The 26,273-nt window shown below is 75.2% G+C and carries 5 protein-coding genes and 2 pseudogenes; 6 read left to right on the top strand and 1 reads right to left on the bottom strand.

The annotated features are described in order from the left end of the window. Positions 1 to 14: 14 nt before the first annotated feature. Positions 15 to 1,406: a condensation domain-containing protein gene (locus ABD832_RS29090; RefSeq protein ID WP_344901114.1), complete on the bottom strand. Its 1,392-nt coding sequence runs from the start codon at positions 1,404 to 1,406 to the stop codon at positions 15 to 17. 263 nt (positions 1,407 to 1,669) lie between these two features. On the opposite strand from ABD832_RS29090, the gene ABD832_RS29085 reads away from it, so the two are divergent. The 6 genes and pseudogenes from ABD832_RS29085 to ABD832_RS29065 all read left to right on the top strand — a co-directional run bounded on the left by ABD832_RS29085 (position 1,670) and on the right by ABD832_RS29065 (position 26,262). After that, entirely contained in the window at positions 1,670 to 10,588 is an 8,919-nt protein-coding gene (locus tag ABD832_RS29085) for a type I polyketide synthase (RefSeq protein WP_344901112.1), read from the top strand. Next, positions 10,578 to 16,004 (top strand): SDR family NAD(P)-dependent oxidoreductase, encoded by a 5,427-nt coding sequence (locus tag ABD832_RS29080; protein WP_344901109.1) that lies wholly within the window; start codon positions 10,578 to 10,580, stop codon positions 16,002 to 16,004. The genes ABD832_RS29085 and ABD832_RS29080 overlap by 11 nt, the downstream gene beginning before the upstream one ends. Before the next feature lie 4 nt (positions 16,005 to 16,008). Further along, positions 16,009 to 21,378 (top strand): type I polyketide synthase, encoded by a 5,370-nt coding sequence (locus ABD832_RS29075; RefSeq protein ID WP_344901106.1) that lies wholly within the window; start codon positions 16,009 to 16,011, stop codon positions 21,376 to 21,378. A 4-nt stretch (positions 21,379 to 21,382) separates the two neighbouring features. Then, positions 21,383 to 23,830, top strand: a pseudogene (locus ABD832_RS29070) (type I polyketide synthase); the annotation flags it as partial. 22 nt (positions 23,831 to 23,852) lie between these two features. Then, positions 23,853 to 24,491: pseudogene (locus tag ABD832_RS42330) on the top strand (beta-ketoacyl synthase); the annotation flags it as partial. A gap of 256 nt (positions 24,492 to 24,747) precedes the next feature. Further along, positions 24,748 to 26,262 (top strand): SDR family NAD(P)-dependent oxidoreductase, encoded by a 1,515-nt coding sequence (locus tag ABD832_RS29065; protein WP_344901801.1) that lies wholly within the window; start codon positions 24,748 to 24,750, stop codon positions 26,260 to 26,262. Positions 26,263 to 26,273 lie beyond the last annotated feature (11 nt).

Genomic DNA, 26,273 nt, shown 5'->3' with positions numbered 1-26,273 from the left:
TGACGGCCCGGCCGCTACCGGGGTGGTTCGGGCAGGCGGGACGGGAACAACGCCGGTGGCAGCTCCTCGCCCGCGCCCCACAGGTCCTTCAGCGCCCGGCCGGGGTCGGTCAGCGCGAGCTGCATCCCCAGCGGGATCATTCGCATGATGTCGACCATCGCCGGGGCCGGCAGCACCTCGGGGTCGGCCAGCATGAGCACGCCGGTGCGTCCGCCGCGCACCTCGACCCGCACCCGGAACGCCTGCCCGTACGGCTGGGCCAGGGGTGTCCACGCCAGCTCGGCGGGCGTCTGGTCGGCGGGATCGCTCGGCTTCCGGTCCACCTGGATGTAGTTGAACCAGGCCCGGAAGAGGTGGTTGACCCAGCAGCCGTGCTCCGGCACCGACCCGGCGGCCTCGGCCACCTCGGCGATCCGGTCGAGATCGTAGGAGCCGTGACGGTACGCGCGGGCCCCCGCCCAGTGCAGGCGCCTGATGTGCTCGGCGAGCGTGGCCCGCGGGTCCACCTCCGTGACGACGGGGACGAGCTGGTTCATCGTGCCGACGAGGTGCTGGTCCTCCGGGGCGAACCGGTTGGACGACATCAGGCTCATCGTGACCCGGTCGGTGCCCAGGTGCCTGGCCAGACCGGCGGCCACGAACGCCATCACCACCGCCGGGGCGGTGACGCCGTGCGCGCGGGCCGCCTCCGCCGCCAGGCCGCCCAGGCGCCGCGAGTGCAGGGTCAGCTCCAGCCGCTCGCCCTTGACCCCCGCGGGCAGCGTCGGCAGCGCGTCCGTCAGCCCCTCGGCCAGCACGTTCCGCCAGTGGCGTTCCGCACCCTCCTGCCGGGGCCGCCAGGCCGCCTCGCGCTGCCGCCGCGCCAGCTCACGCGGCGGGGGCGGAGGCGGTGACGACGGCGACAGCAGGGCCGGTGCCGTCGTGCCGGGCCTGCCGGTGCCGGACGTCAGCGCCTTGAACTCGTCCTGCAGGTGATGGATCGACCACAGGTCCACGATCAGGTGGGAGAACGTCAGCGACAGGTACATCGGGGCGCCTCCCGAGGAGACCAGCCGGCCGCGCCAGTTGAGGTCACCGGCCATCGCGAACGGCAGTGCCACCAGTTCGGCCTTGGTCCGCTCGTGTTCCGAGGGGTCGGTGACGATCCGGTCGATCCACTCGATCGGCAACTCCACGTCCTCGTGCACGTGCTGGACCGGGCGGATGCCGCCCGGCTCGTAGGTGGTCCGCAGGGCCTCGTGCCGTTCGACGAGCCGCTCCAGCGCGGCCCTCACCCGCCCCATGGACAGACCGCGCAGATCCCAGGTGGCCGGCAGGTTCGCCTCGGCCAGCCAATCCTCCGGATACCGCTCGATCTCGCGCCAGCTGAAGAGCTGGCCGTGGCTGAGCGGAGACTCGACGGGCATGCGTCCCTCCTCCCGCGGATTTCTCCGCCCGTCATTCATCCCGGACCCGGACAACGAGGTCAAGGCCCCGCCCGGTCGGAGGCGATGGCAATAAACGGCGGTAACAAGGTGCCGCCCGCAGACCATGTGCCCCGTGAGAACCGGCAATTAGGGTCGCACTCACTATGCAATAGCCGCAAACTCCTCCGGTTGCCGATAAATGCGTCGCAGCCGTTCGGATAAACGGCGTCCGATGGGCGCCCGAGGCTTGGGGTGGCGTATTAATGGGTGAGTCGAGACAGCAGGCCGAGAAGGGCGGGCCGGACGTCATCGCCGTCATCGGCATGGCGTGCAGGCTTCCCCAGGCCGACGATCCGGCGGGATTCTGGAGACTGCTGCGCGAGGGCGTGGACGCGGTCACCGACGCGCCCGCCGGCCGGTGGCCGGACGCCACCGAGTACCGGCGGGGCGGCTTCCTGGCCGACGTGGACGGCTTCGACGCGGCCTTCTTCGGCATCTCGCCGAACGAGGCGGCGTCGATGGACCCGCACCAGCGGCTGGCGCTCGAACTCGGCTGGGAGGCGCTGGAGAACGCCCGCGTGCTGCCCTCCGCCCTGCGCGGCAGCGTCGCCGGCGTCTTCCTCGGCGCCATCTCCCAGGACTACGCCGCGCTGAGCGACAGGGCCGCGCGCCCGGGCCGGCACTCCTACACCGGCGCCAACCGGGCGCTGATCGCCAACCGCATCTCGTACGCGCTCGGGCTGCGCGGGCCCAGCCTCACCCTGGACGCGGGCCAGTCGTCGTCACTCGTCGCGGTGCAGATGGCCGGGGCGAGCCTGCGGCGGGGCGAGAGCGACCTGGCGCTGGCGGGCGGGGTGAACCTGAACCTGCTCGGCGAGACCACCGCCGCCATCGGCGCCTTCGGCGCGCTGTCCCCCGACGGCCGCTGCCACGTCTTCGACGAGCGGGCCAACGGGTACGTGCGCGGCGAGGGCGGCGCGGTCGTGGTGCTCAAGCGGCTGGCCGACGCGCTGGCCGACGGCGACCCGGTGCACGCGGTGATCCTCGGCGGGGCCGTCAACAACGACGGCGGCGGCGATGGGCTGACCGTGCCGAGCGCGCGGGCGCAGGAGGAGGTCATCAGGCTCGCCTGCGCCGACGCCGGGATCGCGCCGGGCGACGTGGGCTACGTCGAGCTGCACGGCACGGGCACCAGGGTGGGCGACCCGGTGGAGGCGGCCGCGCTCGGCGCCGCGTACGGGGCCGGGCGCACCGAGCCGCTCCTGGTCGGGTCCGTCAAGACGAACATCGGCCACCTGGAGGGCGCGGCTGGCATCGCCGGGTTGCTCAAGGTGGTGCTCGCGGTCAAGCATCGCCGCCTGCCCGCCAGCCTGCACTTCCGGACGCCTCCCGCGCGGATCCCCCTGGACGACCTGCGCCTGCGGGTGGTGCGGGAGACCGGTGCCTGGCCGGAGGGCGACCGCCTGGTGGCGGGCGTCAGCTCCTTCGGCATGGGCGGCACGAACTGCCACCTGATCGTCGCCGAGCCCCCTTCCTCCGGGTCCCCCTCCGCCGGGCCCGCCGCCCCGGAGGCGACGCCCCGCGCCACCGGTCACGATGCCTCGCGACACGGTACGAGTGCACACGGCACGACGGCACACGGCACGACGGGACCGGGTGGCGGGGGACCGGGCGTGGAGGCGCCCTGGGTGGTGTCCGGGCGGACGGAGAAGGCGGTGCGCGAGCAGGCCGGCCGGCTGGCCGAGCTCGTCACGGCCACAACCGCGGCTACCGACACCTCCGCTTCCGCTGACACCTCCGCTTCCGCCGACACCGGTACCGTCGACGGTGCGGGCGGGGGGATCGGTGACGCGCGGCCGGTGGACGTGGCGCTGAGCCTCGCCGTGACCCGTACGTCCTTCGAGCGCCGTGCCGTGGTGTTCTCCCAGGACTCCGCCGCGCGCCAGGAGGCGCTGCGCGCGCTGGCCGCGGGCCGCCCGCACGACGACGTCGTCACCGGTGGCACCGTCGGCACCGTCGTCACCGGCAGCACCGATGGCGCCGATGGCGCCGCCGGCGGGGGATGCGCCTTCGTCTTCCCCGGGCAGGGTTCCCAGTGGGCGGGGATGGCGCGTGAGCTGATCACCGCCTCGCCGGTGTTCGGCGCGCGGCTTGCGGAGTGCGCCGACGCGCTCGCCCCCTTCACCGACCACGCCCTGATGGACGTCCTCCAGGAGCGCCCCGGCGCCCCGGGCCTGGACCGGGTGGACGTGGTGCAGCCCGCCCTGTGGGCCGTCATGGTCTCGCTCGCCGAGACGTGGCGGGCCCACGGCGTACGGCCCGACGTGGTCGTCGGCCACTCGCAGGGCGAGATCGCCGCCGCCGCCGTCGCCGGGGGGCTCACCCTGTCCGACGCCGCCAGGGTCGTCGCGCTGCGCAGCCGCGCCATCGCCGGCATCGCCGGAAAGGGCGGCAGGGGCGGCATGATGTCGATCGCCGCCCCCCTGGAGGTGGTCGAGCGGGTCCTGCCCGACGGCGTGTCCGTGGCCGCCTTCAACGGCCCCCGCTCGCTGGTGGTCTCCGGCCCCCGCGAGGCGCTGGCCGAGCTCGCCGCCCGGCTGCCGGACCACCGCACCAAGATCATCCCCGTGGACTACGCCTCCCACTCGCCCGAGGTCGAGGCCGTACGCGAGGAGGTGCTGGAGGCGCTCGCCCCCATCCGGCCGGTGAGCGGCACGACGGCGTTCGTCTCCACGCTCACGGGCGAGCCCATGGACACGGCCGGGCTCGACGCCGCCTACTGGTACCGCAGCCTGCGCCGCCCGGTCCGCTTCGGCCAGGCCGTACGGGCCGTCCTGGCGCGCTGCGCGCTGTTCGTGGAGTGCAGCCCGCACCCGGTGCTGGTCACCGGCGTGGAGGAGACCGCGGAGGACGCGGGCCGGGACGTGGCCGTGATCGCCACCCTGCGCCGCGGCGAGGGCGACGCAGGGCGGCTGACCCGGTCACTGGCCCAGGCGTACGCCCAGGGCGCGCCGGTGGACTGGTCCCGGCTCTGCCCCGGCGGGCGGCTGGTGGACCTGCCCACCTACCCGTTCCAGCGCCACCACCACACCGCGACCGTCCCGCCGCCCCGGACCGCACGGCCGGACACGGCGGACGCGCAGGGCACGCCGGACGCGCAGGCCACCCCGGGCACATCCGAGGCGCGGCCGGACACCGCGGGCACCGCGGCACCGTACGGGAATCAGGACGACGAGGGCACGACGGCGCGGGACACGGCGGACGCGCGGGGCACGGCGGGAAGCGGCAGGTCCAGGGCGGAGCTGCGCGAGCTGGTGCTGGCGGCCACGGCACGGCTTCTCGGCCACGCCGACACCACCGGCGTCGAGCCGGAGCGCACGTTCAAGGACCTCGGCATGGAGTCGGCCACCGCCGTCGAGCTGCGGGACAGGCTGCGCGAGGCCACCGGGCTGCGGCTGCCCGCCGGACTGCTGTACGAGCACCCCACCCCCGACCGGCTGGCCGGCCACCTGCATGCCCTGCTCACCGGCGACCGCACCGCGGCCGCCCACGGCGGCGACGGCGGCTCGCGGGACCGGGCGGACGACGACCCGATCGCGGTGGTCGGCATGGGCTGCCGCTACCCCGGCGAGGTCGCCTCGCCCGAGGACCTCTGGCGGCTGGTCGACACCGGCACCGACGCGATCAGCGAGTTCCCCGCCGACCGCGGCTGGGACCTCGACACGCTCCTCGCCACCGGCCGCTCGGGCAGCAGCGACACCCGCCACGGCGGTTTCCTGCACGACGCCGACCGGTTCGACGCCGCGTTCTTCGGGATCAGCCCCCGCGAGGCCACGGCCATGGACCCGCAGCAGCGGGTACTCCTGGAGGTCTGCTGGGAGGCCGTGGAGCGCGCCGGCATCGACCCGGTCACCCTGCGGGACTCGGCCACCGGCGTCTACGTCGGTGCCATGGCCCCCGACTACGGGCCCCGGCTGCACCGGCCGGACGGCGTGTCCGACGGGCACCTGCTGACCGGCACCGCGCTCAGTGTCGTCTCCGGCCGCGTCGCGTACACGCTCGGCCTGCGCGGACCGGCGATCACCACGGACACGGCCTGCTCGTCCTCGCTCGTCTCGATCATCCTGGCGATGCGGGCGCTGCGGCACGGGGAGTGCACGCTGGCGCTCGCGGGCGGCGTGACCGTGATGTCGACGCCCGGCATGTTCGTGGAGTTCAGCAGGCAGGGCGGCCTGGCCCCCGACGGGCGGTGCAAGGCGTTCTCCGCCCTGGCCGACGGCACGGGGTGGGCCGAGGGTGCGGGCATGCTCGTGCTGGAACGGCTCTCCGACGCGCGCCGCAACGGCCATCAGGTCCTCGCCGTGCTGCGGGGCGGCGCGGTCAACCAGGACGGCGCGAGCAACGGCCTCACCGCGCCGAACGGCCAGGCGCAGCGCGAGGTCATCAGGCAGGCGCTGGCCGACGCCCGGCTCACCCCTGCCGAGGTCGACGCCGTGGAGGCGCACGGCACCGGCACCCGGCTGGGCGACCCCATCGAGGCGGACTCGATCATCGCCGTGTACGGCGAGGGACGGCACCCGGAGCGTCCGGTGTGGCTCGGCTCACTCAAGTCCAACATCGGGCACACCCAGGCCGCGGCCGGGGTGGCCGGAGTGATCAAGGTGGTGAAGGCGCTGGAACACCGCGTCCTGCCGCCCACCCTGCACGCCGACGACCCCACGCCGCACGTGGACTGGGCCTCGGCCGGGGTCAGGCTGCTCACCGGGCGGGTCGAGCTGACCCAGGACCGGCCCGCGCGGGCCGGGGTGTCGGGCTTCGGCATCAGCGGCACCAACGCGCACCTCATCGTGGAGGCCGCCCCGTCACCCGCCTCGCTCCCGGCCGCACTCCCGTCCTCGCCTCCGGACACGCGCACGGACACGCACGCGGACGGACCGCCGCCGGTCCTGGACACGGCGGACGGGCCGGTGGTGTGGGTGGTGTCCGCCAGGAGCGAGCCCGCGCTGCGCACCCAGGCGGCCCGCCTGCACGCGTACGCCGACGGGCTCGCCGACTCGGGGCTCGCCGATCCGGGGCTGGTCGATCCGGGGCTCGTCGACGCCGGGCGGACGCTGGCCAGAAGGGCCGCGTTCCCGCACCGCGCCGTGGTGGTGGCCGACGACCGCGACGAGCTGCTCGCCGGGCTCGCGGCCCTGGCCGCGGGAACCCCGCACGCCGCCGTCACCACCGGGACCGCACCCGCCGAGGCCCGGCCGGTGTTCGTCTTCCCCGGCCAGGGCTCCCAGTGGGCCGGCATGGCCACCGACCTCCTCGACGCCAGCCGCGCCTTCCGCGACCAGGTCGACCGGTGCGACCGCGCGCTGCGGCCGTACACCGGATGGTCGGTCGTGGACGTGCTGCGCGGACGCGAGGGCGCGCCCCCGCTGGAGGGCTCGGACGTCATCCAGCCGGTGCTGTTCACCGTCATGATCGCGCTGGCCGGGCTGTGGCGCTCGCTCGGCGTCCACCCCGCGGCCGTCGTCGGCCACTCCCAGGGCGAGATCGCCGCGGCGTGCGCGGCCGGGGCGCTCTCCCTGGAGGACGCCGCACGCGTGGTCGTGCTCCGCAGCCGGGCCCTGACGCGGCTCGGCGACAAGGGCGGCATGCTGGCCGTGTCACTGCCCGCCTCCGAGGCCGAGGACCTGCTGCGGCCGTGGGCCGGTCGCCTGTGGCCGGCCGTGTACAGCGGCCCGTCCAGCACAGTGGTGGCCGGTGACGCCGACGCGCTGGAGGAGTGCGCCGCCGCCTGCGGCGACGAGATCCAGGCCCGCCGGGTCGCCATCGGCTACGCCGCCCACACCCCGCACATCGAGGAACTGCGCGAGGAGATCCTGCGCGACCTCGACGGGGTACGGCCCCGCGACACCGAGGTGGCGTTCTGCTCCTCCTACGCGGGCGAGTTCATCGACCCCGCGCTGCTGACCGCCGACTACTGGTTCGCCGGCCTGCGCAACCCGGTCCGCTTCCAGCAGGCGATCGAGGCGGTGGCGGCCACCGGGACACCGGTGTTCGTCGAGGCCAGCCCGCACCCGGTGCTCACCGGCCACGTCGCGGACACGCTGGCCGCGGCGGGCGCCGCCGGAGGCGCCACGGGCACGCTGCGGCGCGGCGACGGCGGCGCGCCCAGGCTCCTGAAGGCGCTCGGCCAGGCATGGGTGCTCGGCGCCGCCGTGAACTGGCCGGCCGCGCTCGGCCGCGCCGGCCGCCACCACGACGACCTGCCCGCCTACCCCTTCGAGCGGCTGCGGCACTGGCTGGCCCCCGCCTCCGCCGACGGCCAGGGCGGCTCCGGGCACCCGCTGCTCGGCACCACGCTGCCGCTCGCGGCCGACGGCGGCTTCCTGCTGGCCGGCCGGCTGTCCACCGGCACCGATCCGTGGCTGGCCGACCACGCGGTGGACGGCACCGTCCTGCTGCCCGGCACCGCCTTCGTCGAGCTGGCGCTGCACGCCGCCGTCACGGCCGGCTGCGACGCCGTCGAGGAGCTGACCCTGGAGGCCCCGCTGCCGCTGCCCGCCGAGGGCGGCGTCCAGGTCCAGGTCACCGTGGGCGGACCGGACGAGCAGGGCCGCCGCGCCCTGACCGTCCACGCCCGCCCGGCCGGTGACGCCGACGCCTCCTGGACCCGCCACGCCACCGGCCTGCTCGGCCCGGCCCCGGACGACTTCCCCGAGCGCCTGACCTCCTGGCCGCCCGGCGGCGTCCCGGTCGGCCTGGACGGGGTCTACGACCTGCTCGCCGAGCGCGGGTACGCGTACGGCCCCGCGTTCCAGGGGATGCGCGCCGCCTGGCGCGCGGGCGGCGACGCCTTCGTCGAGGTGACGCCCCCCGAGCGGGTACGCGCCGACGCCGGACGGTTCGTCCTGCACCCGGCCCTGCTGGACGCGGTGCTGCACCTGATGGTGCTGGAGTCGGCCGACGACCCCGCCGCGCTGCTGCTGCCGTTCTCCTGGAGCGGTGTGCGGGTGGCCGCGCTCGGCGCGGAGACGCTGCGCGCCCGCATGACGGATCTCGGCGAGGACCGCATCGCGCTGACCCTGTTCGACGAGGCGGGCACCCGCATCGCCGCCGTCGAGACCCTGGTGCTGCGCCGCCTGCCCAGAAGCGCCGCCCGTCCCGCCCCCGCCGCCGTCTCCTACACCCTCGAATGGGCCGAACCGCCCGCGTCCGGGGCCGCGACGGGCGACGGGAACGGTGACGCGGGCGACGGCCCGGACGGCGGGGACTGGGCGCTGGTCGGCTACGACGAGGCGGCCGACGAGCTGGGCGTGGAACTGGAGCGTGCGGGGATCACCGTGCCGCGCCACTACGACCTCGCCTCGCTGGCCGGCATGAGCGCGGGCCGGGTCCCGGGCCTGGTGCTGGCACCCGTCCACGCCGACGACGACGACCTCCCGTACGCCGCGCACGACGCCCTGCGCGAGGTGCTCGACCTGGCACAGGGCTGGCTGGCCGACGAGCGGTTCGCCGAGTCCCGGCTGGTCTTCGTCACCCGTCCGGGCGGGCCCGAGGTGGCGGCCGTGTGGGGCCTGGTGCGGTCGGCGCAGTCGGAGCACCCCGGCCGGTTCGTCCTCGCCGAGATCGCCCCGGGCTTCTCCGGCTGGGAGCGGCTGGCCGCCGCGATCGCCGCCGGTGAGACCCAGCTCGCCGCCGCCGGACAGGAACTGCTGGCGCCGCGCCTGGCACGGCGTGAGCTGCTCGCCCGGACCCCTGAGACCGCTGAGACCGCTGAGACCAGTGAGACCGCTGAGACGCCGCCGGTGCCGGGCACGGTGCTGGTGACCGGTGGCACCGGTGGTCTGGGGGCGTTGGTGGCGCGGCGGCTGGTGTCGGGTCACGGGGTGCGGGACCTGTTGCTGTTGTCGCGGCGGGGTCTGTCGGCCCCGGGGGCGGGTGAGCTGGTGGCCGACCTGGAGGGCCTGGGTGCCCGTGTGGCGGTGGTGGCGTGTGACGTTTCCGATCGTGACGCGCTGGCCGCGGTGCTGGGCGGCGTGGTGCTCGGCGGGGTCGTGCACACCGCGGGGGTGCTGGACGACGCGGTGGTGGAAGGACTGTCGGCTTCGCGTCTGGACGCGGTGCTGGCGCCGAAGGCGGATGCGGCCTGGTATCTGCACGAGCTGACCGCCGGCCGTCCGCTGTCGATGTTCGTGCTGTTCTCCTCCATTGCCGGGGTGGTGGGCAACCCAGGGCAGGGCAACTACGCGGCGGCGAACGCGTTCTTGGACGCGCTGGCCGCTCATCGTCGCCGGGAGGGGCTGGCGGGGGTGTCGATCGCGTGGGGGTTGTGGGACACCGCCTCGCAGATGACCGGTGGCCTGTCCCAAGCCGACGTGGCCCGTCTGGCGCGCGCCGGGGTGGTGCCGTTGAGTGTGCAGCAGGGTCTGGAGCTGTTCGACGCCGCACTGGCGAGCCCCGATCCGCTGGTGGTGGCGGCGCGCTGGGATGTGGCCGGGTTGCGGGCCCGCGCCGAGGCGGGGGACCTGCCGCCGATGCTGCGCGGGCTGGTCCGCACCCCCCGGCGTGCGACGACCACCGGGAGCGCCACCGGTGTCACCGGCGGCACCGGTGGTCCCGGCGGGCTGATCGACCGGCTGACCGGGCTGAGCGAGGCCGACGGCCGTGCCCTCCTGACCGAGCTGGTCCGCGGCCACGTCGCCGCCGTCCTCGCCCACGGCAGCCCGGACCAGGTGGACGTGGACCGCGTCTTCAACGAGCTCGGCTTCGACTCGCTGACCGCCGTCGAGCTGCGCAACCGGCTCACCACCGACGCCGGGCTCCGTCTGCCGACCACGCTCGTCTTCGACCACCCCACCGTCACGTCGCTGGCCGACTACCTGTTCACCGCGCTGGCACCCGAGGCGCCCTCGGCGGAGGACGCGCTGCGCGCCGCCGTGGACCAGGCCGAGTCGGCGCTGCGGGCGGCCAACGGGGAGTCGGAGATCGTCCGTGGCCAGCTCGTCGCCATCCTGCAGAGCGCGCTCACCAGGATCGGTGCCTCCGCCGTCACCCCCTCCGCCGGTCCCATCGGCTCCGGCGGGGTCGAGGAGATCGGTTCCGCTTCGGACGAGGAGATCTTCGCCCTCATCGACAACCGGGCGATGACGTCCCCACTGTCTATGGAAAGGCCAGAGCGTGGCGAATGACGAGAAGCTCCGCGCCTACCTCAAGCGGGTGACCGTCGAGCTGGCGGAGACCCGCAGACGTCTCGCCGACGAGGAGGGTCGCCGGCACGAGCCGGTGGCGATCGTCGGTATGGCCTGCCGTTTTCCCGGTGGGGTGACCGGTCCGGAGGAGTTGTGGGATCTGGTGGCCTCCGGCAGGGACGCGATCAGCGGTTTCCCGGACGATCGCGGCTGGGACCTGGAGGGGTTGTACGACCCCGATCCCGAGGCGCTGGGCAGGTCGTACGTGCGTCATGGCGGGTTCGTGCACGATGCGGGGGAGTTCGACGCGGCGTTCTTCGGGATGAGCCCGCGCAGCGCGCTGGCGACCGATCCGCAGCACCGGTTGTTCCTGGAGTCGTGCTGGGAGGCGCTGGAGCGGGCCGGGATCGACCCGGGCACGCTGCGCGGCAGCCGCACCGGCGTCTACGCGGGAAGCATGTACGAGCTCTACTCGAACCGGTTCCTCGACCGGTTGCCCGAGTCGGTCGAGGGTACCCTGCTCACCTCCAGCACGCCGAGCGTGCTGTCCGGCCGCGTCTCCTACACCCTCGGCCTCGAAGGGCCGTCCATCACGGTCGACACCGCCTGCTCCTCCTCCCTGGTCGCGCTCCACCTCGCGACCCGCGCGCTGCGCCAGGAGGAGTGCACGCTCGCGCTGGCCGGGGGCGTCACCGTGATCGCCACCCCCGACGTCTTCGTGGAGTTCTCGCGGCAGCGGGCGTTGTCGGCGGACGGGCGGTGCAAGTCGTTCTCGGCGTCGGCCGATGGTGCGGCGTGGGCCGAGGGGGTGGGGGTGCTGGTGCTGGAGCGCCTGTCGCAGGCGGTGCGTAACGGGCATCGGGTGCTGGCGGTGATCCGGGGCTCTGCGGTCAATCAGGACGGGGCCAGCAACGGGATGACCGCGCCCAGTGGTCCGGCGCAGGAGCGGGTGATCCAGCAGGCGTTGGCGGATGCGTTGCTGGACACGCGGGATGTGGACGCGGTGGAGGCGCACGGGACCGGTACCCGGCTGGGGGACCCGATCGAGGCGGGGGCGTTGCTGGCGACCTACGGGCGGGGGCGGGGCGAGGATCGGCCGCTGTGGGTGGGGTCGGTGAAGTCCAACATCGGTCACACCCAGGCCGCCGCCGGGGTGGCCGGGGTGATCAAGATGGTGCAGGCGATGCGGCACGGGGTGCTGCCGCCGACGTTGCACGTCACCGAACCCACCCCCCACGTCGACTGGTCGGCCGGACGGGTCGAGCTGCTCACCGGGGCCCGTGCCTGGCCGGCCGGTACCCGGCCCCGCCGCGCGGGCGTCTCCTCGTTCGGCATCAGCGGCACCAACGCCCACCTCATCGTCGAGGAGGCCCCCGGACCCACGGTTCCCCAGAGCACCCCCGTCCCGGGCGCCATGGGCGACGTTCCCGCCCCGGCGATCCCGTCCCCGGCGACCGGCACCGGCCCGGAGCCGGAGGTTCCCGTCCCGGGACCGATCGCCTGGCCGATCAGCGCCCGCAGTGCCCGGTCCCTGCGGTCCCAGGCCGTCCGGCTGCACGCGGCCGTCACCTCCGGCGAGCGGCCCGCCCCCGCCGACGTGGCGCGCGCGCTCGCCGGCCGCGCCGCCTTCCCCCACCGCGCCGTCGTGACCGCCCACGATCATGACGGCCTCACCGCCGCGCTCTCGGCGTACGCCGCCGGTACGCAGGAACTCGCGGCCGTCGCCGAGGGAGTGGCCACGGAGCGGCCGAGGACGGCGTTCCTGTTCACCGGGCAGGGCGGGCAGCGCGCCGGGATGGGCCGGGAGCTCGCGGCCACCGCGCCTGTGTTCGCCGCCGCCCTCGACGAGGTGTGCGCCGCCCTCGACCCCCACCTCGGCAGGCCGCTGCGCGACGTCATGTGGGCCGAACCCGGCAGCCCCGGCGCCGGCCTGCTCGACCGGACCGCCTACACGCAACCGGCGCTGTTCGCCTTCGAGGTGGCCGCCTTCCGGCTGCTGGAGTCGTACGGGATGAGCCCCGACCTCGTCGCCGGGCACTCGGTGGGCGAGTACGCGGCCGCGCACGCCGCCGGGGTCTGGTCCCTGGCCGACGCGGCCCGCCTCATCGCCGCCCGCGGCCGGCTCATGCAGGAACTGCGCGAACCCGGCGCCATGGTCGCGGTGGAGGCGACGGCCGAGGAGGTCGCCGAGACGCTGGTCGGGCTGGAGTCGCGCGTCGGCGTCGCCGCCGTCAACGGCCCCGCAGCCGTGGTCGTGTCCGGCGCGGAGCGGGAGTGCCTGGCGCTCGCCGAGCAGTGGAGCTCCCGCGGCCGGCGCACCCGGCGGCTGTCCGTCAGCCACGCCTTCCACTCCCCGCTCATGGAGCCGATGCTCCCCGCGTTCGCCGCCGAGCTGGCGAGGGTGACGTTCGGCCACCCCCGCACGGCCGCCGTCACCGGCATCGACGGGACCTGGACCGACGCCCGCTACTGGCTCGACCAGATCACCCGGCCCGTCCTGTTCCGGACGGTGATCTCCCGGCTGGAGGACGAGAGAGCCGGTGTCCTGGTGGAGGTGGGGCCGCGGGCGGTGCTGTCGGGCATGGCGCACGACTGCGTCACCCGCGAGGGCACCGTGATCCTCCCGCTGCACCGGCGCGACCGTACCGAACCCGACGCGCTCGCCGACTGCCTGGCCCGCGCCTGGACGGCCGGGGCGGGCGTGGACTGGTCCGCGCCGGTGGGTGCGGGCGACCACGCGGACCTGCCCACCTACGCCTTCGAGCGCGAGCGCTTCTGGCTCGACCCGCCCGCGTCCGCCGCAGACCTGGCCTCGGCGGGCCTGCGCGAGGCCGGGCACCCGCTGCTCGGCGCGGCCGTCAACCTGCCCGAGGACGGCCCGGACGTGCTGACCGGCAGGCTGTCGGTCACCGCCACGCCGTGGCTGGCCGGGCACGTGGTGTCCGGCACGATCGTGCTCCCCGGGGCCGCGCTCGCCGAGCTGGTCCTGGAGGCCGGTGGCCGCGCGGGCTGCGACCTGGTCGACGAGCTGGTGTTCGAGGCCCCGCTGACGCTGCCCGCGGGCGGCGGCACGGCGGTCCAGGTGGTCGTGGAGCGCGCCGACGCCTCCGGCGCCCGGCCGGTACGCGTGTACTCGCGCCCCTGCGACCAGAACTCCGCGAGCTCCGCGGGCTCCGCCGACTCCTCCTGGACCCGTCACGTGTCGGCCACGGTCACCCCCGCCGGTGACGGCCCCTCCGCGCCGGGCTCCGGTGTCTCGTACGCGTGGGCGGTGGAGTGGCCGCCGGTGGGTGCCGAGGTGGTGGAGGTGGAGGGTGGTTATGAGCGGCTGGCCGAGCGGGGGTATGAGTACGGTCCTGCGTTTCAGGGGTTGCGTGCGGTGTGGCGCCGGGGTGACGAGGTGTTCGCCGAGGTGGCGCTGCCCGCCGAGGTCGACCCTGCCGGGTACGGCATCCACCCCGCCCTCCTCGACGCGGCCTTCCACCCGCTCCTCGTCGCCGGGGAGACCACGACGGTACGGCTGCCGTTCGAGCTGCGCGGCCTGCGACTTCTCCAGCCCGGGACGGGCGCGCTGCGGGTCCGCCTGAGGGGCGCGGAGACGGACGAGTGCGCCGTCGAGGCCGCCGACACCGCCGGGCGTCCCGTGCTCTCCCTCGCCTCGATCCGGGTGCGGGCGGTTCCGTCCGGGGCCCTGACCGGCTCCGCCCAGGCCGCCTACGGGGTGGACTGGGTCGAGACGCCGGCCGGGGACGGTGTGGCGGAGGCCGTGGTGATCCCGTGCGTGAGCGACCTGCCCGACGTGCCCGCCCGCGTCCGCGAGCTGACCACGCAGGTGCTGGAGGCCATCCGGGACGAGCGGCTGGCCGAGTCCCGGCTGACGTTCGTCACCCGGGCGGGCGACCCGGCGGGTGCCGCGGTCTGGGGCCTGGTGCGGTCGGCGCAGTCGGAGCAGCCCGGCCGGTTCGTCCTGGCCGAGGTCGAGGACGACCACACCGACTGGGGGCCGCTGGCCGCGGTCACCGAGCCCCAGGTACGCGTCCGCGACGGCAGGATGCTGACCCCCCGGCTCACCCGCCGCACCCTTGAGGCACGGCCGTCGGTGCCCGTGCCGGGCACGGTGGTGGTGACCGGTGGCACCGGTGGTCTCGGAGCTCTGGTGGCGCGGCGGCTGGTGACGGGCCACGGGGTGCGGGACCTGCTGCTGCTGTCGCGGCGGGGTCTGTCGGCCCCGGGAGCGGCCGAGCTGGTGGCCGACCTGGAGGGCCTGGGTGCCCGTGTGGCGGTGGTGGCGTGTGACGTTTCCGATCGTGACGCGCTGGCCGCGGTGCTGGACGGCGTGGTGCTCGGCGGGGTGGTGCACACCGCCGGGGTGCTGGACGACGCGGTGGTCGAAGGGCTGTCGGCCTCGCGTCTGGACGCGGTGCTGGCGCCGAAGGCGGATGCGGCGTGGTACCTGCACGAGCTGACCGCCGGCCGTCCGCTGTCGATGTTCGTGCTGTTCTCCTCCTTGGCCGGGGTGGTGGGCAATCCCGGGCAGGGTAATTACGCGGCGGCGAACGCGTTCTTGGACGCGCTGGCCGCTCATCGTCGCCGGGAGGGGCTGGCGGGGGTGTCGATCGCGTGGGGACTGTGGGACACCGCCTCGCAGATGACCGGTGGCCTGTCCCCGGCGGATGTGGCGCGTCTGGCACGGGCCGGGGTGGCGCCGTTGAGCGTGCAGCAGGGACTGGAGCTGTTCGACGCCGCACTGGCAAGTCCCGACCCGCTGGTGGTGGCGGCGCGGTGGGATGCGGCCGGGTTGCGGGCCCGCGCCGAGGCGGGGGACCTGCCGCCGATGCTGCGCGGGCTGGTCCGCACCCCCCGGCGTACCGCGGGAACCGGGAGTGCCACCGGCGTGGCCGAGCTGATGACCCGACTCGCCACCCTCACCAGGGACGAGGCGATCCGGTTGCTCACCGAGAGGGTCCGCGTTCACGTCGCCGCCGTCCTCGCCCACGGCAGCCCCGAGCAGGTCAGCGTGGACCGCGCCTTCAACCAGCTCGGCTTCGACTCCCTGACCGCCGTCGAGCTGCGCAACCGTCTCAACACCGACACCGGGCTCCGCCTGCCGCCCACCGTCGTCTTCGACCACCCCACGATCAGCTCGCTCGCCGAGTTCCTGTTCAGCACGCTCGCACCGGCACCGCCCTCTCCCGAGGAGATGCTGCGCGGCGCGCTCGAACGCGTGGGATCCATGCTCACCAGCGCCAACGGCGACGGGGAGGCCGTCCGCAGCAAGCTCGTCGCCGTACTGCAGAGCGGCCTGGCCAGATTCGGCGCGGCACCGGACGGCGCGGACCGTCCCGACACGGTGGTGGGAAAGATCGACTCCGCATCCGACGAGGAGATCTTCGCCCTCATCGACAACGAACTCTGACGACATGAACGCGACCGGAAAGGCCCGACCGATGGGAACCGAGGACAAGCTCCGCGCCTACCTCAAGCGTGCGACCGTCGAGCTGGCGGAGACCCGCAGGCTACTCGCCGACGAGGAGGGTCGCCGGCACGAGCCGGTGGCGATCGTCGGTATGGCCTGCCGTTTCCCGGGTGGGGTGACCGGTCCGGAAGAACTGTGGGATCTGGTGGCCTCCGGCAGGGACGCGATCAGTGGCTTCCCCGAGGACCGCGGCTGGGATCTGGAGGGGTTGTACGACCCCGATCCGGAGGCGCTGGGCAGGTCGTACGTGCGTCATGGCGGGTTCGTGCACGACGCGGGGGAGTTCGACGCGGCGTTCTTCGGGATGAGCCCGCGCAGCGCGCTGGCGACCGACCCGCAGCACCGGTTGTTCCTGGAGTCGTCGTGGGAGGCGCTGGAGCGGGCCGGGATCGACCCGGGCACGCTGCGCGGCAGCCGCACCGGCGTCTACGCCGGATGCATGTACGAGCACTACTCCACCCGCTTCCTGGAACTCGCCCCCGGCTCCGTCGAGGGCACCCTCTTCACCTCCAGCGCCTCCAGCGTGCTGTCCGGCCGCGTCTCCTACACCCTCGGCCTCGAGGGACCCAGCATGACCGTCGACACGGCCTGCTCCTCCTCCCTGGTCGCCATGCACCTGGCCGTGCAGGCGCTCCGCCGCGGGGAGTGCTCGCTCGCCCTCACCGGAGGGGTGACCGTCATGGCCTCACCGGTGCCGTTCGTGGAGTTCTCGCGGCAGCGGGCGTTGTCGGCGGACGGGCGGTGCAAGTCGTTCTCGGCGTCGGCCGATGGTGCGGCGTGGGCCGAGGGGGTGGGGGTGCTGGTGCTGGAGCGCCTGTCGCAGGCGGTGCGTAACGGGCATCGGGTGCTGGCGGTGATCCGGGGCTCTGCGGTCAATCAGGACGGGGCCAGCAACGGGATGACCGCGCCCAGTGGTCCGGCGCAGGAGCGGGTGATCCAGCAGGCGTTGGCGGATGCGTTGCTGGACACGCGGGATGTGGACGCGGTGGAGGCGCACGGGACCGGTACCCGGCTGGGGGACCCGATCGAGGCGGGGGCGTTGCTGGCGACCTACGGGCGGGGGCGGGGCGAGGATCGGCCGCTGTGGGTGGGGTCGGTGAAGTCCAACATCGGTCACACCCAGGCCGCCGCCGGGGTGGCCGGGGTGATCAAGATGGTGCAGGCGATGCGGCACGGGGTGCTGCCGCCGACGTTGCACGTCACCGAACCCACCCCCCACGTCGACTGGGACTCCGGAGGCGTCCGCGTGGCCACCCGCCCGGTGGAGCTCCCCGGCGACCGGCCGGCCCGCACCGCGGTCTCCAGCTTCGGCGTCAGCGGCACCAATGCCCACATCGTCCTGGAAGGCCCGCCCGCTCCCGCCCCCGGCCCGGACGAGCGCCCCGCCGCCCCCGGCGAACCGCTCGTCTGGATCGTGTCGGCCAAGACCGACACCGCCCTGCGGGCCCAGGCCGGACGGCTGCACCGGTACGCCACCGGCGCCTCCGACGACGACCTGCGCGCCACCGGCCGTACCCTGGCCTCACGGGCGGGGTTCGCCCACCGCGCCGTGGTGGTGGCCGCCGGCCGCGACGAGCTGCTCGCAGCGCTCGCCGCCGTCGCCGACGGCACCCCCCACGCCGCCGCCGTCCAGGCGGAGGCGCTGCCCGCCGCCCGGCCCGTGTTCGTCTTCCCCGGCCAGGGCTCCCAGTGGGAGGGCATGGCCGTCGACCTCCTGGACACCAGCGAGGTCTTCCGCACCCGTCTGCTGGACTGCGACGAGGCACTGCGACCGCACACCGGATGGTCGGTCGTCGACGTGCTGCGCGGACGTGACGGCGCCCCCGCCCTGGAGGGCACCGACGTCATCCAGCCCGTCCTGTTCGCCGTCATGGTCTCCCTCGCCGAGCTGTGGCGCTCCTGCGGCGTCGACCCCACGGCGGTCGTCGGCCACTCCCAGGGCGAGATCGCCGCCGCGTGCGTCGCCGGGGCGCTCACCCTGTCCGACGCCGCCACGGTCGTCGCCCTGCGCTCCCGGGCACTGATCCGGCTCAGCGGCACCGGCGGCATGCTCGCGGTCGCCCTGCCCGCCGCCGAGACCCGGACACGGCTCCAGCCGTGGGAGGGCCGCCTCTGGGTGGCCGTCCACAGCGGCCCGGCCTCCTGCGTCGTCGCCGGGGAGGCCACCGCGCTGGACGAGTTCACCACGGCCTGCGGCGAAGACGTCCGCGTGCGCCGCATCGCCGTCGACTACGCCTCCCACACCCCGCTCGTCGAGCCCATCGCCGACGAGCTCGCCACCGTTCTCGACGGCATACGGCCGGACGACACCGGAATCGCCTTCTGCTCCTCCCTCGCCGGACGGTTCATCGAGCCGTCCCGGCTGACCGCCGGCTACTGGTACGACAACCTGCGCAACCCGGTGCTGTTCGACGAGGCGATCAGGGCGTGCGCGGGAGCGGGCACGCCGCTGTTCGTCGAGGTCAGCCCGCACCCGGTACTGGGCGCCGACGCCGACGAGATCTGCCACGCCGCGGGCGTCACCGCCGGGGTCTGCGCGACCCTGCGCCGCGGCGCCGGCGACCGGCCGCGTTTCCTGCTCGCGCTCGCCCACGCCTGGGCGCTCGGCGCGGACGTCGACTGGCTCACCACGCTCGCCCCCGCTCCGCGACCGGAGACGGACCCGCCCACCTACGCCTTCGAACGGCGCCGCTACTGGCTCGGGGACCACGAGCCGGTGGCCCGCCCCACCGGCGCGGGCATCGACGCCGCCCGGCACCCCCTGCTGGCCGCCGTCGTCCCCGTGGCCGGTGACGCCTACGTCCTGTCCGGCCAGATCTCGGCCGGGAGCCCGGCCTGGCTCGCGGACCACGCCGTGGAGGGCGGCGTCCTGCTGCCCGGCACCGCGTTCGCCGAACTCGCCCTCGAAGGCGGTACCCACGCGGACTGCGGGCGCCTGGACGAGCTCGTCATCGAGGCGCCGCTGCTCCTCCCGCAGAGCGGCTCCGTCACCGTCCAGGTCACCGTGGACCCGCCCGACGACGAGCGGCGCCGCGCCGTCGCCGTCCACTCCCGCACCCCCGACGGCTGGCTCCGGCACGCCTCCGGCACCCTGTCGGCCGACGCCCCCACCGGTGTCTCGTACGCGTGGGCGGTGGAGTGGCCGCCGGTGGGTGCCGAGGCGGTGGAGGTGGAGGGTGGTTATGAGCGGCTGGCCGAGCGGGGGTATGAGTACGGTCCTGCGTTTCAGGGGTTGCGTGCGGTGTGGCGCCGGGGTGATGAGGTGTTCGCCGAGGTGGCGCTGCCCGCCGAGGTCGACCCGGCCGGGTACGGCATCCACCCCGCCCTCCTCGACGCCGCCCTGCATCCCCTCGTCCTGACCGGCGACGGCGACGAGCTGCTCCTGCCCTTCGCGTTCGGCGGCGTGCTGCTGCACGCCACCGAGGCCCCCGAACTGCGGGTACGGCTGATCACCACCGGCGAGGACACCCTCGTCGAGGCGGCCGACCCGGCCGGCGCGCCGGTCCTGTCGATCGACGCCCTCCGCGTACGGGCCGCCGCCCCCCGCCGGAGCGCCCCGGGCGGTACGGCGGTGCACGGCGTCGACTGGATCGAGGCACCCGTCGTCACCGACGGAACCGCCGGGGATGCTCCGGCGGAGACCGTGGTGATCCCGTGCGTGAGCGACCTGCCCGACGTGCCCGCCCGTGTCCGCGAGCTGACCGGCCGGGTCCTCGACGCCATCGCCGTGCACCCCGCCGATACCACCCTGATCTTCGTCACCCGGGCGGGCGACCCGGCGGGTGCCGCGGTCTGGGGCCTGGTGCGGTCGGCGCAGTCGGAGCAGCCCGGCCGGTTCGTCCTGGCCGAGACCGAGGACGACCATGTCGACGATGTCGACGATGTCGGCCACGTCGACCGGTCCCTCGTCACGGCGACCGGCGAACCCCAGGTCCGCATCGTGCACGGCAGACCCCTCGTCCCGCGCCTGACGCGGCGTGAGGTGCCCGCCGAGGCACGGCCACCGGTGTCGGGCACGGTGCTGGTGACCGGTGGCACCGGTGGTCTGGGGGCGTTGGTGGCGCGGCGGCTGGTGACGGGTCACGGGGTGCGGGATCTGCTGCTGCTGTCGCGGCGGGGCCTGTCGGCCCCGGGAGCGGCCGAGCTGGTGGCCGACCTGGAAGGCCTGGGCGCCCGCGTCGCGGTCGTGGCGTGCGACGTGTCCGATCGTGACGCGCTGGCCGCCGTACTGGACGGGGTGGTGCTCGGCGGGGTCGTGCACACCGCCGGGGTGCTGGACGACGCGGTCGTCGAAGGACTGTCGGCCTCGCGTCTGGACGCGGTGCTGGCGCCGAAGGCGGACGCGGCCTGGTACCTGCACGAGCTGACCGCCGATCACCCGTTGTCGATGTTCGTGCTGTTCTCCTCCCTGGCCGGGGTGGTGGGCAACCCCGGGCAGGGCAACTACGCGGCCGCGAACGCGTTCCTGGACGCGCTGGCCGCCCACCGCCGCCGGGAAGGCCTGGCGGGGGTGTCGATCGCCTGGGGACTGTGGGACACCGCCTCGCAGATGACCGGCGGCCTGTCCCAAGCCGACGTGGCCCGCCTGGCGCGGGCCGGGGTCGCGCCGCTGAGCGTGCAGCAGGGCCTGGAGCTGTTCGACGCCGCACTGACAAGCCCCGACCCGCTGGTGGTCGCCACCCGCTGGGACGCGGCCGGACTGCGGGCCCGCGCCGAGGCCGGGGACCTGCCGCCCATGCTGCGCGGGTTGGTCCGCACCCCCCGCCGCACCGCGGGAACCGGCACGGTCACCCCGGCCGGACCCGGCGCGCTCGCCGGACGCCTGGCCACGCTGCCCCGGCAGGACGCGCTCCGCCTCCTCGTCGACACCGTCCGCGCCCAGGTCGCCTCCGTCCTCGCGCACGGCGGCCCCGACAGCGTCGAGCTCGAACGCCCCTTCAACCAGCTCGGCTTCGACTCCCTGACCGCCGTCGAGCTGCGCAACCGCCTCAACACCGACACCGGACTCCGCCTGCCGCCCACCCTCGTCTTCGACCACCCCACCGTCAACGCCCTGGCCTCCTACCTGGCCGAGGTCCTCACCCCCGCGCCACCCTCGGCCGAGGACACCCTGCGCGGCGCGCTGGAACAGATCGACGACCTGCTCCTGGCCGCCAACGGCGAGGGGGACGCCGTCCGCGCCCGGCTGGTGCCGATCCTGCAAGGGGCCCTCACCAGGCTCGGAGCCGCCCCCGCGGACGCCGGCGGGGTGATGGCCACGATCGACTCTGCATCCGACGAGGAGATCTTCGCCCTCATCGACAACGAACTGTGACGACATGACCGCGACAGGAAAGGCTCCGCCGATGGGGACCGAGGACAAGCTCCGCGCCTACCTCAAGCGCGTGACCGTCGAACTGGCCCAGACCCGCCGCAACCTTGCCGAGGTGGAGGAGCGACGCGACGAGCCCATCGCCGTCATCGGCATGGCCTGCCGCTACCCCGGCGGCGCGGACACCACCGACGACTTCTGGGAACTGCTCAGGGAGGGCCGGAACGCGGTCCGCGAGATACCGGCCACCCGCTGGGACATCGACGACTACTACGACCCCGACCCGCGCGTCCCCGGCGGCATCTACACCCGCTACGGCACCTTCCTGGAGGACGTCGCCGGCTGGGACGCCGAGTTCTTCGGCCTGTCGCCCCGCGAGGCCCTGCGCATGGACCCCCAGCAGCGCATGCTCCTGGAGCTCGCCTGGGAGGGACTGGAGAGCGCCGGCCTGTCACCGTCACGCCTGCGGGGCAGCCGCACCGGCGTCATGGTCGGCTACATGGACACCCTGCAGTACGGCAGGCTCCAGATGGAGTGGCAGGGCCGCGACGCCCTGTCCGACCCCTACCTCGGCCAGGGTGCCATCGCCAGCGTCGCCGCCGGGCGCATCGCCTACCAGCTCGACCTGATCGGCCCCACCCTCACCGTCGACACCGCCTGCTCCTCCTCGCTCATCGCCGTCCACCTGGCCGCCGAGAGCCTGCGCAGGGGGGAGTGCGACCTCGCGCTGGCGGCCGGGGCCTCCCTGTCGCTGCACCCCACCCTCTACATCCAGGCGTGCGCCGGGCTCATGATGTGCTCCGACGGCCGGTGCAAGACCTTCGACGAGAACGCCGACGGCTACGTCATGGGCGAGGGCGGCGGCCTGGTCGTGCTCGAACCGCTGTCGAAGGCCCTGGCCAACGGCCGCCGCATCCGCGCCGTGATACGCGGCTCGGCCGTCAACCAGGACGGCCGCAGCAACGGGCTCACCGCTCCCAGCCGCAAGGCCCAGGTCGACGTGATCACCCGCGCGCTCGCCGCCGCCCGCGTCACGCCCGACGAGATCGACTACGTCGAGGCGCACGGCTCCGGCACCCACCTCGGCGACGCCATCGAGCTGTCGGCGCTGCACGACGTCTTCGGCGGGCGCCGCGCGGACCACCCGCTCCGCGTCGGAGCCGTCAAGACCAACATCGGCCACACCCAGGCCGCCGCCGGGGTCGCCGGGCTGATCAAGACGGTGCTCATCCTGGAGAACGAGCTGATCCCGCCCAACCTCAACCTCACCGTCCCGGCCGCCGCCATCCCCGGCGACGGCACCGTGCGGCCCGTCACCGACCCGCTGCCGCTGCCGCACCGGGACACCCCCCGGCTCGCCGGCGTCAGCTCCTTCGGGCTGTCGGGCACCAACGCCCACCTCGTCGTCCAGGCGGCCCCGTCCCCGGAGAGCCCGGCCCTCCCGGCCGGCACGACCCCGGCCGCGCCGTACGTGCTGCCGCTGTCGGCGGGCGACGAGACGGCGCTGCGCGAGCAGGCGGACCGCCTCGCCGGCTGGCTCCAGGAGCGGCCCGGCGCCGACCTGGCCGACGTCGCCCACACGCTCCAGACCGGCCGCGCCGAGCTCGACCACCGCCGCGCCGTCGTCTGCGCCGACACGGCCGAAGCCCTGCGGCGGTTGCGCGCCACCGCCGCGGACGGCCACCGCGTCAGGCGCCGCCCCCGCATCGCGTTCCTGCTGCCCGGCGTCGGCGACCAGTACGCCGGCCTCGGCAGGGAACTGTACGCCGCGGAACCCGTCTACGCCGAGGCCGTCGACCGGTGCGTCGAGCTCGTCCACCGGCGCTCCGGCGTGGACCTGCGTCCCCTGTTCTTCCCCGACGACGCCCCCGCCGCCCCCGCCGTCACCGACCTGGCCGCCCTCCTCGGCCGGGCCCCCGAGAAGTCCCGCGACGACCGCGGCACCGGCGATGCCAGTGATGCCGGTGACGCACACGACCCGCTCGACCAGGCCGCGATCGCCCACCCCTTCCTGTTCACCGTCGAGTACGCGCTCGCCCGCCTCCTCGCCCACTGGGGCGTCACCCCCGACCTGCTCGTCGGCTACAGCCTCGGCGAGTACGTCGCCGCCACCCTGGCCGGGGTGTTCACCCTGGAGGACGCCCTGCACGTGGTCGTCGAGCGGGCCCACCTGATCGGCACCGTGCCCGCCGGGCGCATGGTCGCGGTCGCCGCCCCGGAGGACCGCGTCCGCGCCGTCCTCGCCGCGAGCGGGACCGACGTGGACGTCGCCGCCCGCAACGGGCCCGCGATGACCGTGCTCAGCGGCCTGCCCGCCGAGATCGACGCCGCGACCGCCGCGCTCGCGGCCGACGGCCTGGCCTGCCGCCCCCTGCGCTCGGCCCACGCCTTCCACTCCACGCTGCTGCAGCCCGCCCGGGAGAAGCTCGCCGCCGTGCTGGAGGGCGTGACCATGCGTCCCCCCCGCCGTCGCCATCGTGTCCAACCTCACCGGGAGCCGCCTCACCGCCGAACAGGCCACCAGCGCCTCCTACTGGGCCGACCAACTCGTCGGCACCGTCCGCTTCGCCGACGGCGTACGGCACTGCCTGGAGCAGGAGGTGTCCGCGTTCGTCGAGCTCGGCCCCGGCCAGACGCTCGGCGGGCTGGTCCGCCAGAACCTCACCGGTGGCGGCGGTGGAGCCGCCGTCCTCGGCACGCTCGCCCCGCACTGGAACGCGGCGGGGAGCCGGGACGCCCACGGCGACCTCCTGGCCACCTGCGCCACGCTGTGGGAGCTCGGCGCCGACGTCACCTGGGACCTCGCCCGGCCGGGCGGCGGCCGGGTCGTCGACCTGCCCACCTACCCCTTCCAGCGCGTCCGCTTCTGGCCCGAGCCGACCCGGGGCCTGCCGGAGCCCTCCCGGGCCGGGGCGGCGGAACCCGCCGACCACGTCTTCGTCCCCACCTGGCGGCACGACCCGGCCGCCCGCGCGACCCCGCCGGCCGCCCGCCCGCTGCCCGGCCCGCTCGTCGTCTTCACCGACCCGGGCGGGACCGGCACGGCACTCGCCGACCTGGCCGCCGCGTCCGGCACCCCCGTCGTCGAGGTCGTGCCCGGCCCCGGGCCGCACCGCGACGGCCGCCGCCTCACCATCGACCCGACCGACCCCGGGCAGTACGCCGAGGCGTTCGCCGGGCTCGGTGACGGGCCCGTACAGGTGGCCCACCTGTGGAGCCTGGCCGTCCCAGGCCCCGCGGCGGGCACCTCGCCCGGGGACGACGACCTGCGCGCCGCCGTCGGGCACGGCTTCGACAGCCTCATGCTCGTCCTGCAGGCACTGGGGGAGCGGCCCGCCCGGCTGCTCACCGTGACGCGGGGGGGCCGCCGACATCCTCGGCGGCGACGCCACCGCACCCCACCAGGCACTGGCCCACGGGCTGGGCCGGGCGGCGCGGCACGAGTACCCGGGCCTGACCTGGTCCGGCGCCGACCTCGACCCCGGCGACCCCGGCGACCCCGGCGACCGGGCCGCCTCGTTCGAGGGCGCGGCACGGCAGCTGCTCACCGAACTGCTCACCGAACCCGGCGCGGGCGACACCCCCGAGTCACCCGACCCGCTCACCGGCTGGCGGCGCGGCCGGCGCTGGGTACGCGGCTGGACCCCGGTCCCCGACACGCCCCCCGGCACCGTTCCCGCCACGACCTCCAGCACGGACACGGAGCGCACGGGGCAGGACCGGCCCGTCTGGCGTCCCGACGGCGCCTACCTCATCACCGGCGGCACCCGCGGCCTCGGCATGGCCCTGGCCGGGCACCTCGTCCGCTCGGGCGTCCGCCGCCTCGCCCTGCTGGCCCGTACCGCCCCGCCCGACGGCGACGAGGGGGTCGCGCGGCTGAAGGCCGCGGGCGCCGAGGTGCTGCTGCTGACCGCCGACGCCGGGATGCCCGACCAGCTGCGCGCCGCCCTGAAGCGGGCACGGGAGCACTTCGGCGGTCTGCACGGCGTGATCCACGCGGCCGGGCTGCCCGCCGGGGGACTGCTGCTGCGCCGCACCCCCGCCGAGACCGCCCGGGTGCTCGCCCCCAAGGTGCACGCCATGGGCCCGCTCGCCGAGCTGGTCGGCCCCGGCACCCCCGAGAGCGAGCGGCCCGAGCTGCTCGTCCTGTACTCCTCGGCCGTCACCGCGTTCGGCGGCATCGGCGAGGGCGACTACTGCGCCGCCAACACCGTGCTCGACGCCTACGGCCAGGCCCTGGCGGGCACCGCACCCTCCACCCGGGTCGTCACCGTCGCCTGGGGACCCTGGCGGCACGACGTCTGGCAGTCGGAACGGCTCAAGACCGCCGGCGGCCTCGCCGACAAGGTCGCCGCCTACCGCGACCGCTACGGCTTCGCCGACGAGGCCGGATGTGTCCTCCTGGACCGGATCGTCGCCGGAGGCCACGGCTGCGTCATGGCCGTCCGGCAGCCGCTCCGCGAGGTGCTCGACGCCTGGACGAACATGCTCGACCTGGACGGCCTCCTGCAGTCGGCCACCGCCACGCCGCAGGGCGAGCGCTTCCCCAGACCCGGCCTGCGCACCGACTACACCGCCCCCAGGACCGAGGCCGAGGCCAGGATGGCCGACCTGTGGGGCGCCTACCTCGGCATCGACCGGGTCGGCGTGCACGACCCCTTCTTCGACCTGGGAGGCAACTCCCTGACCGGCATGGCCATGGTGCTCGCCATCGAAAAGGACCTCGGCCGCCCCGTCGCGCCCGCCGTGCTGTTCGAGCACCCCACCGTGGCCGCGTTCGCCGCCGCCCTGGACGGCGACGACGACCCCGGCGCCCAGGAGGCGCTCGCCGGCAGTTCCGCACGGGGGCAGCGGCGCCGCCGCGCCCGTTCCAGCAACCGCACATGAGACCGGACACG

The organism is Streptosporangium longisporum (genome assembly GCF_039534895.1).
GTDB lineage: Bacteria > Actinomycetota > Actinomycetes > Streptosporangiales > Streptosporangiaceae > Streptosporangium > Streptosporangium longisporum.
This window is presented reverse-complemented; position numbering and strand designations above follow the sequence as displayed.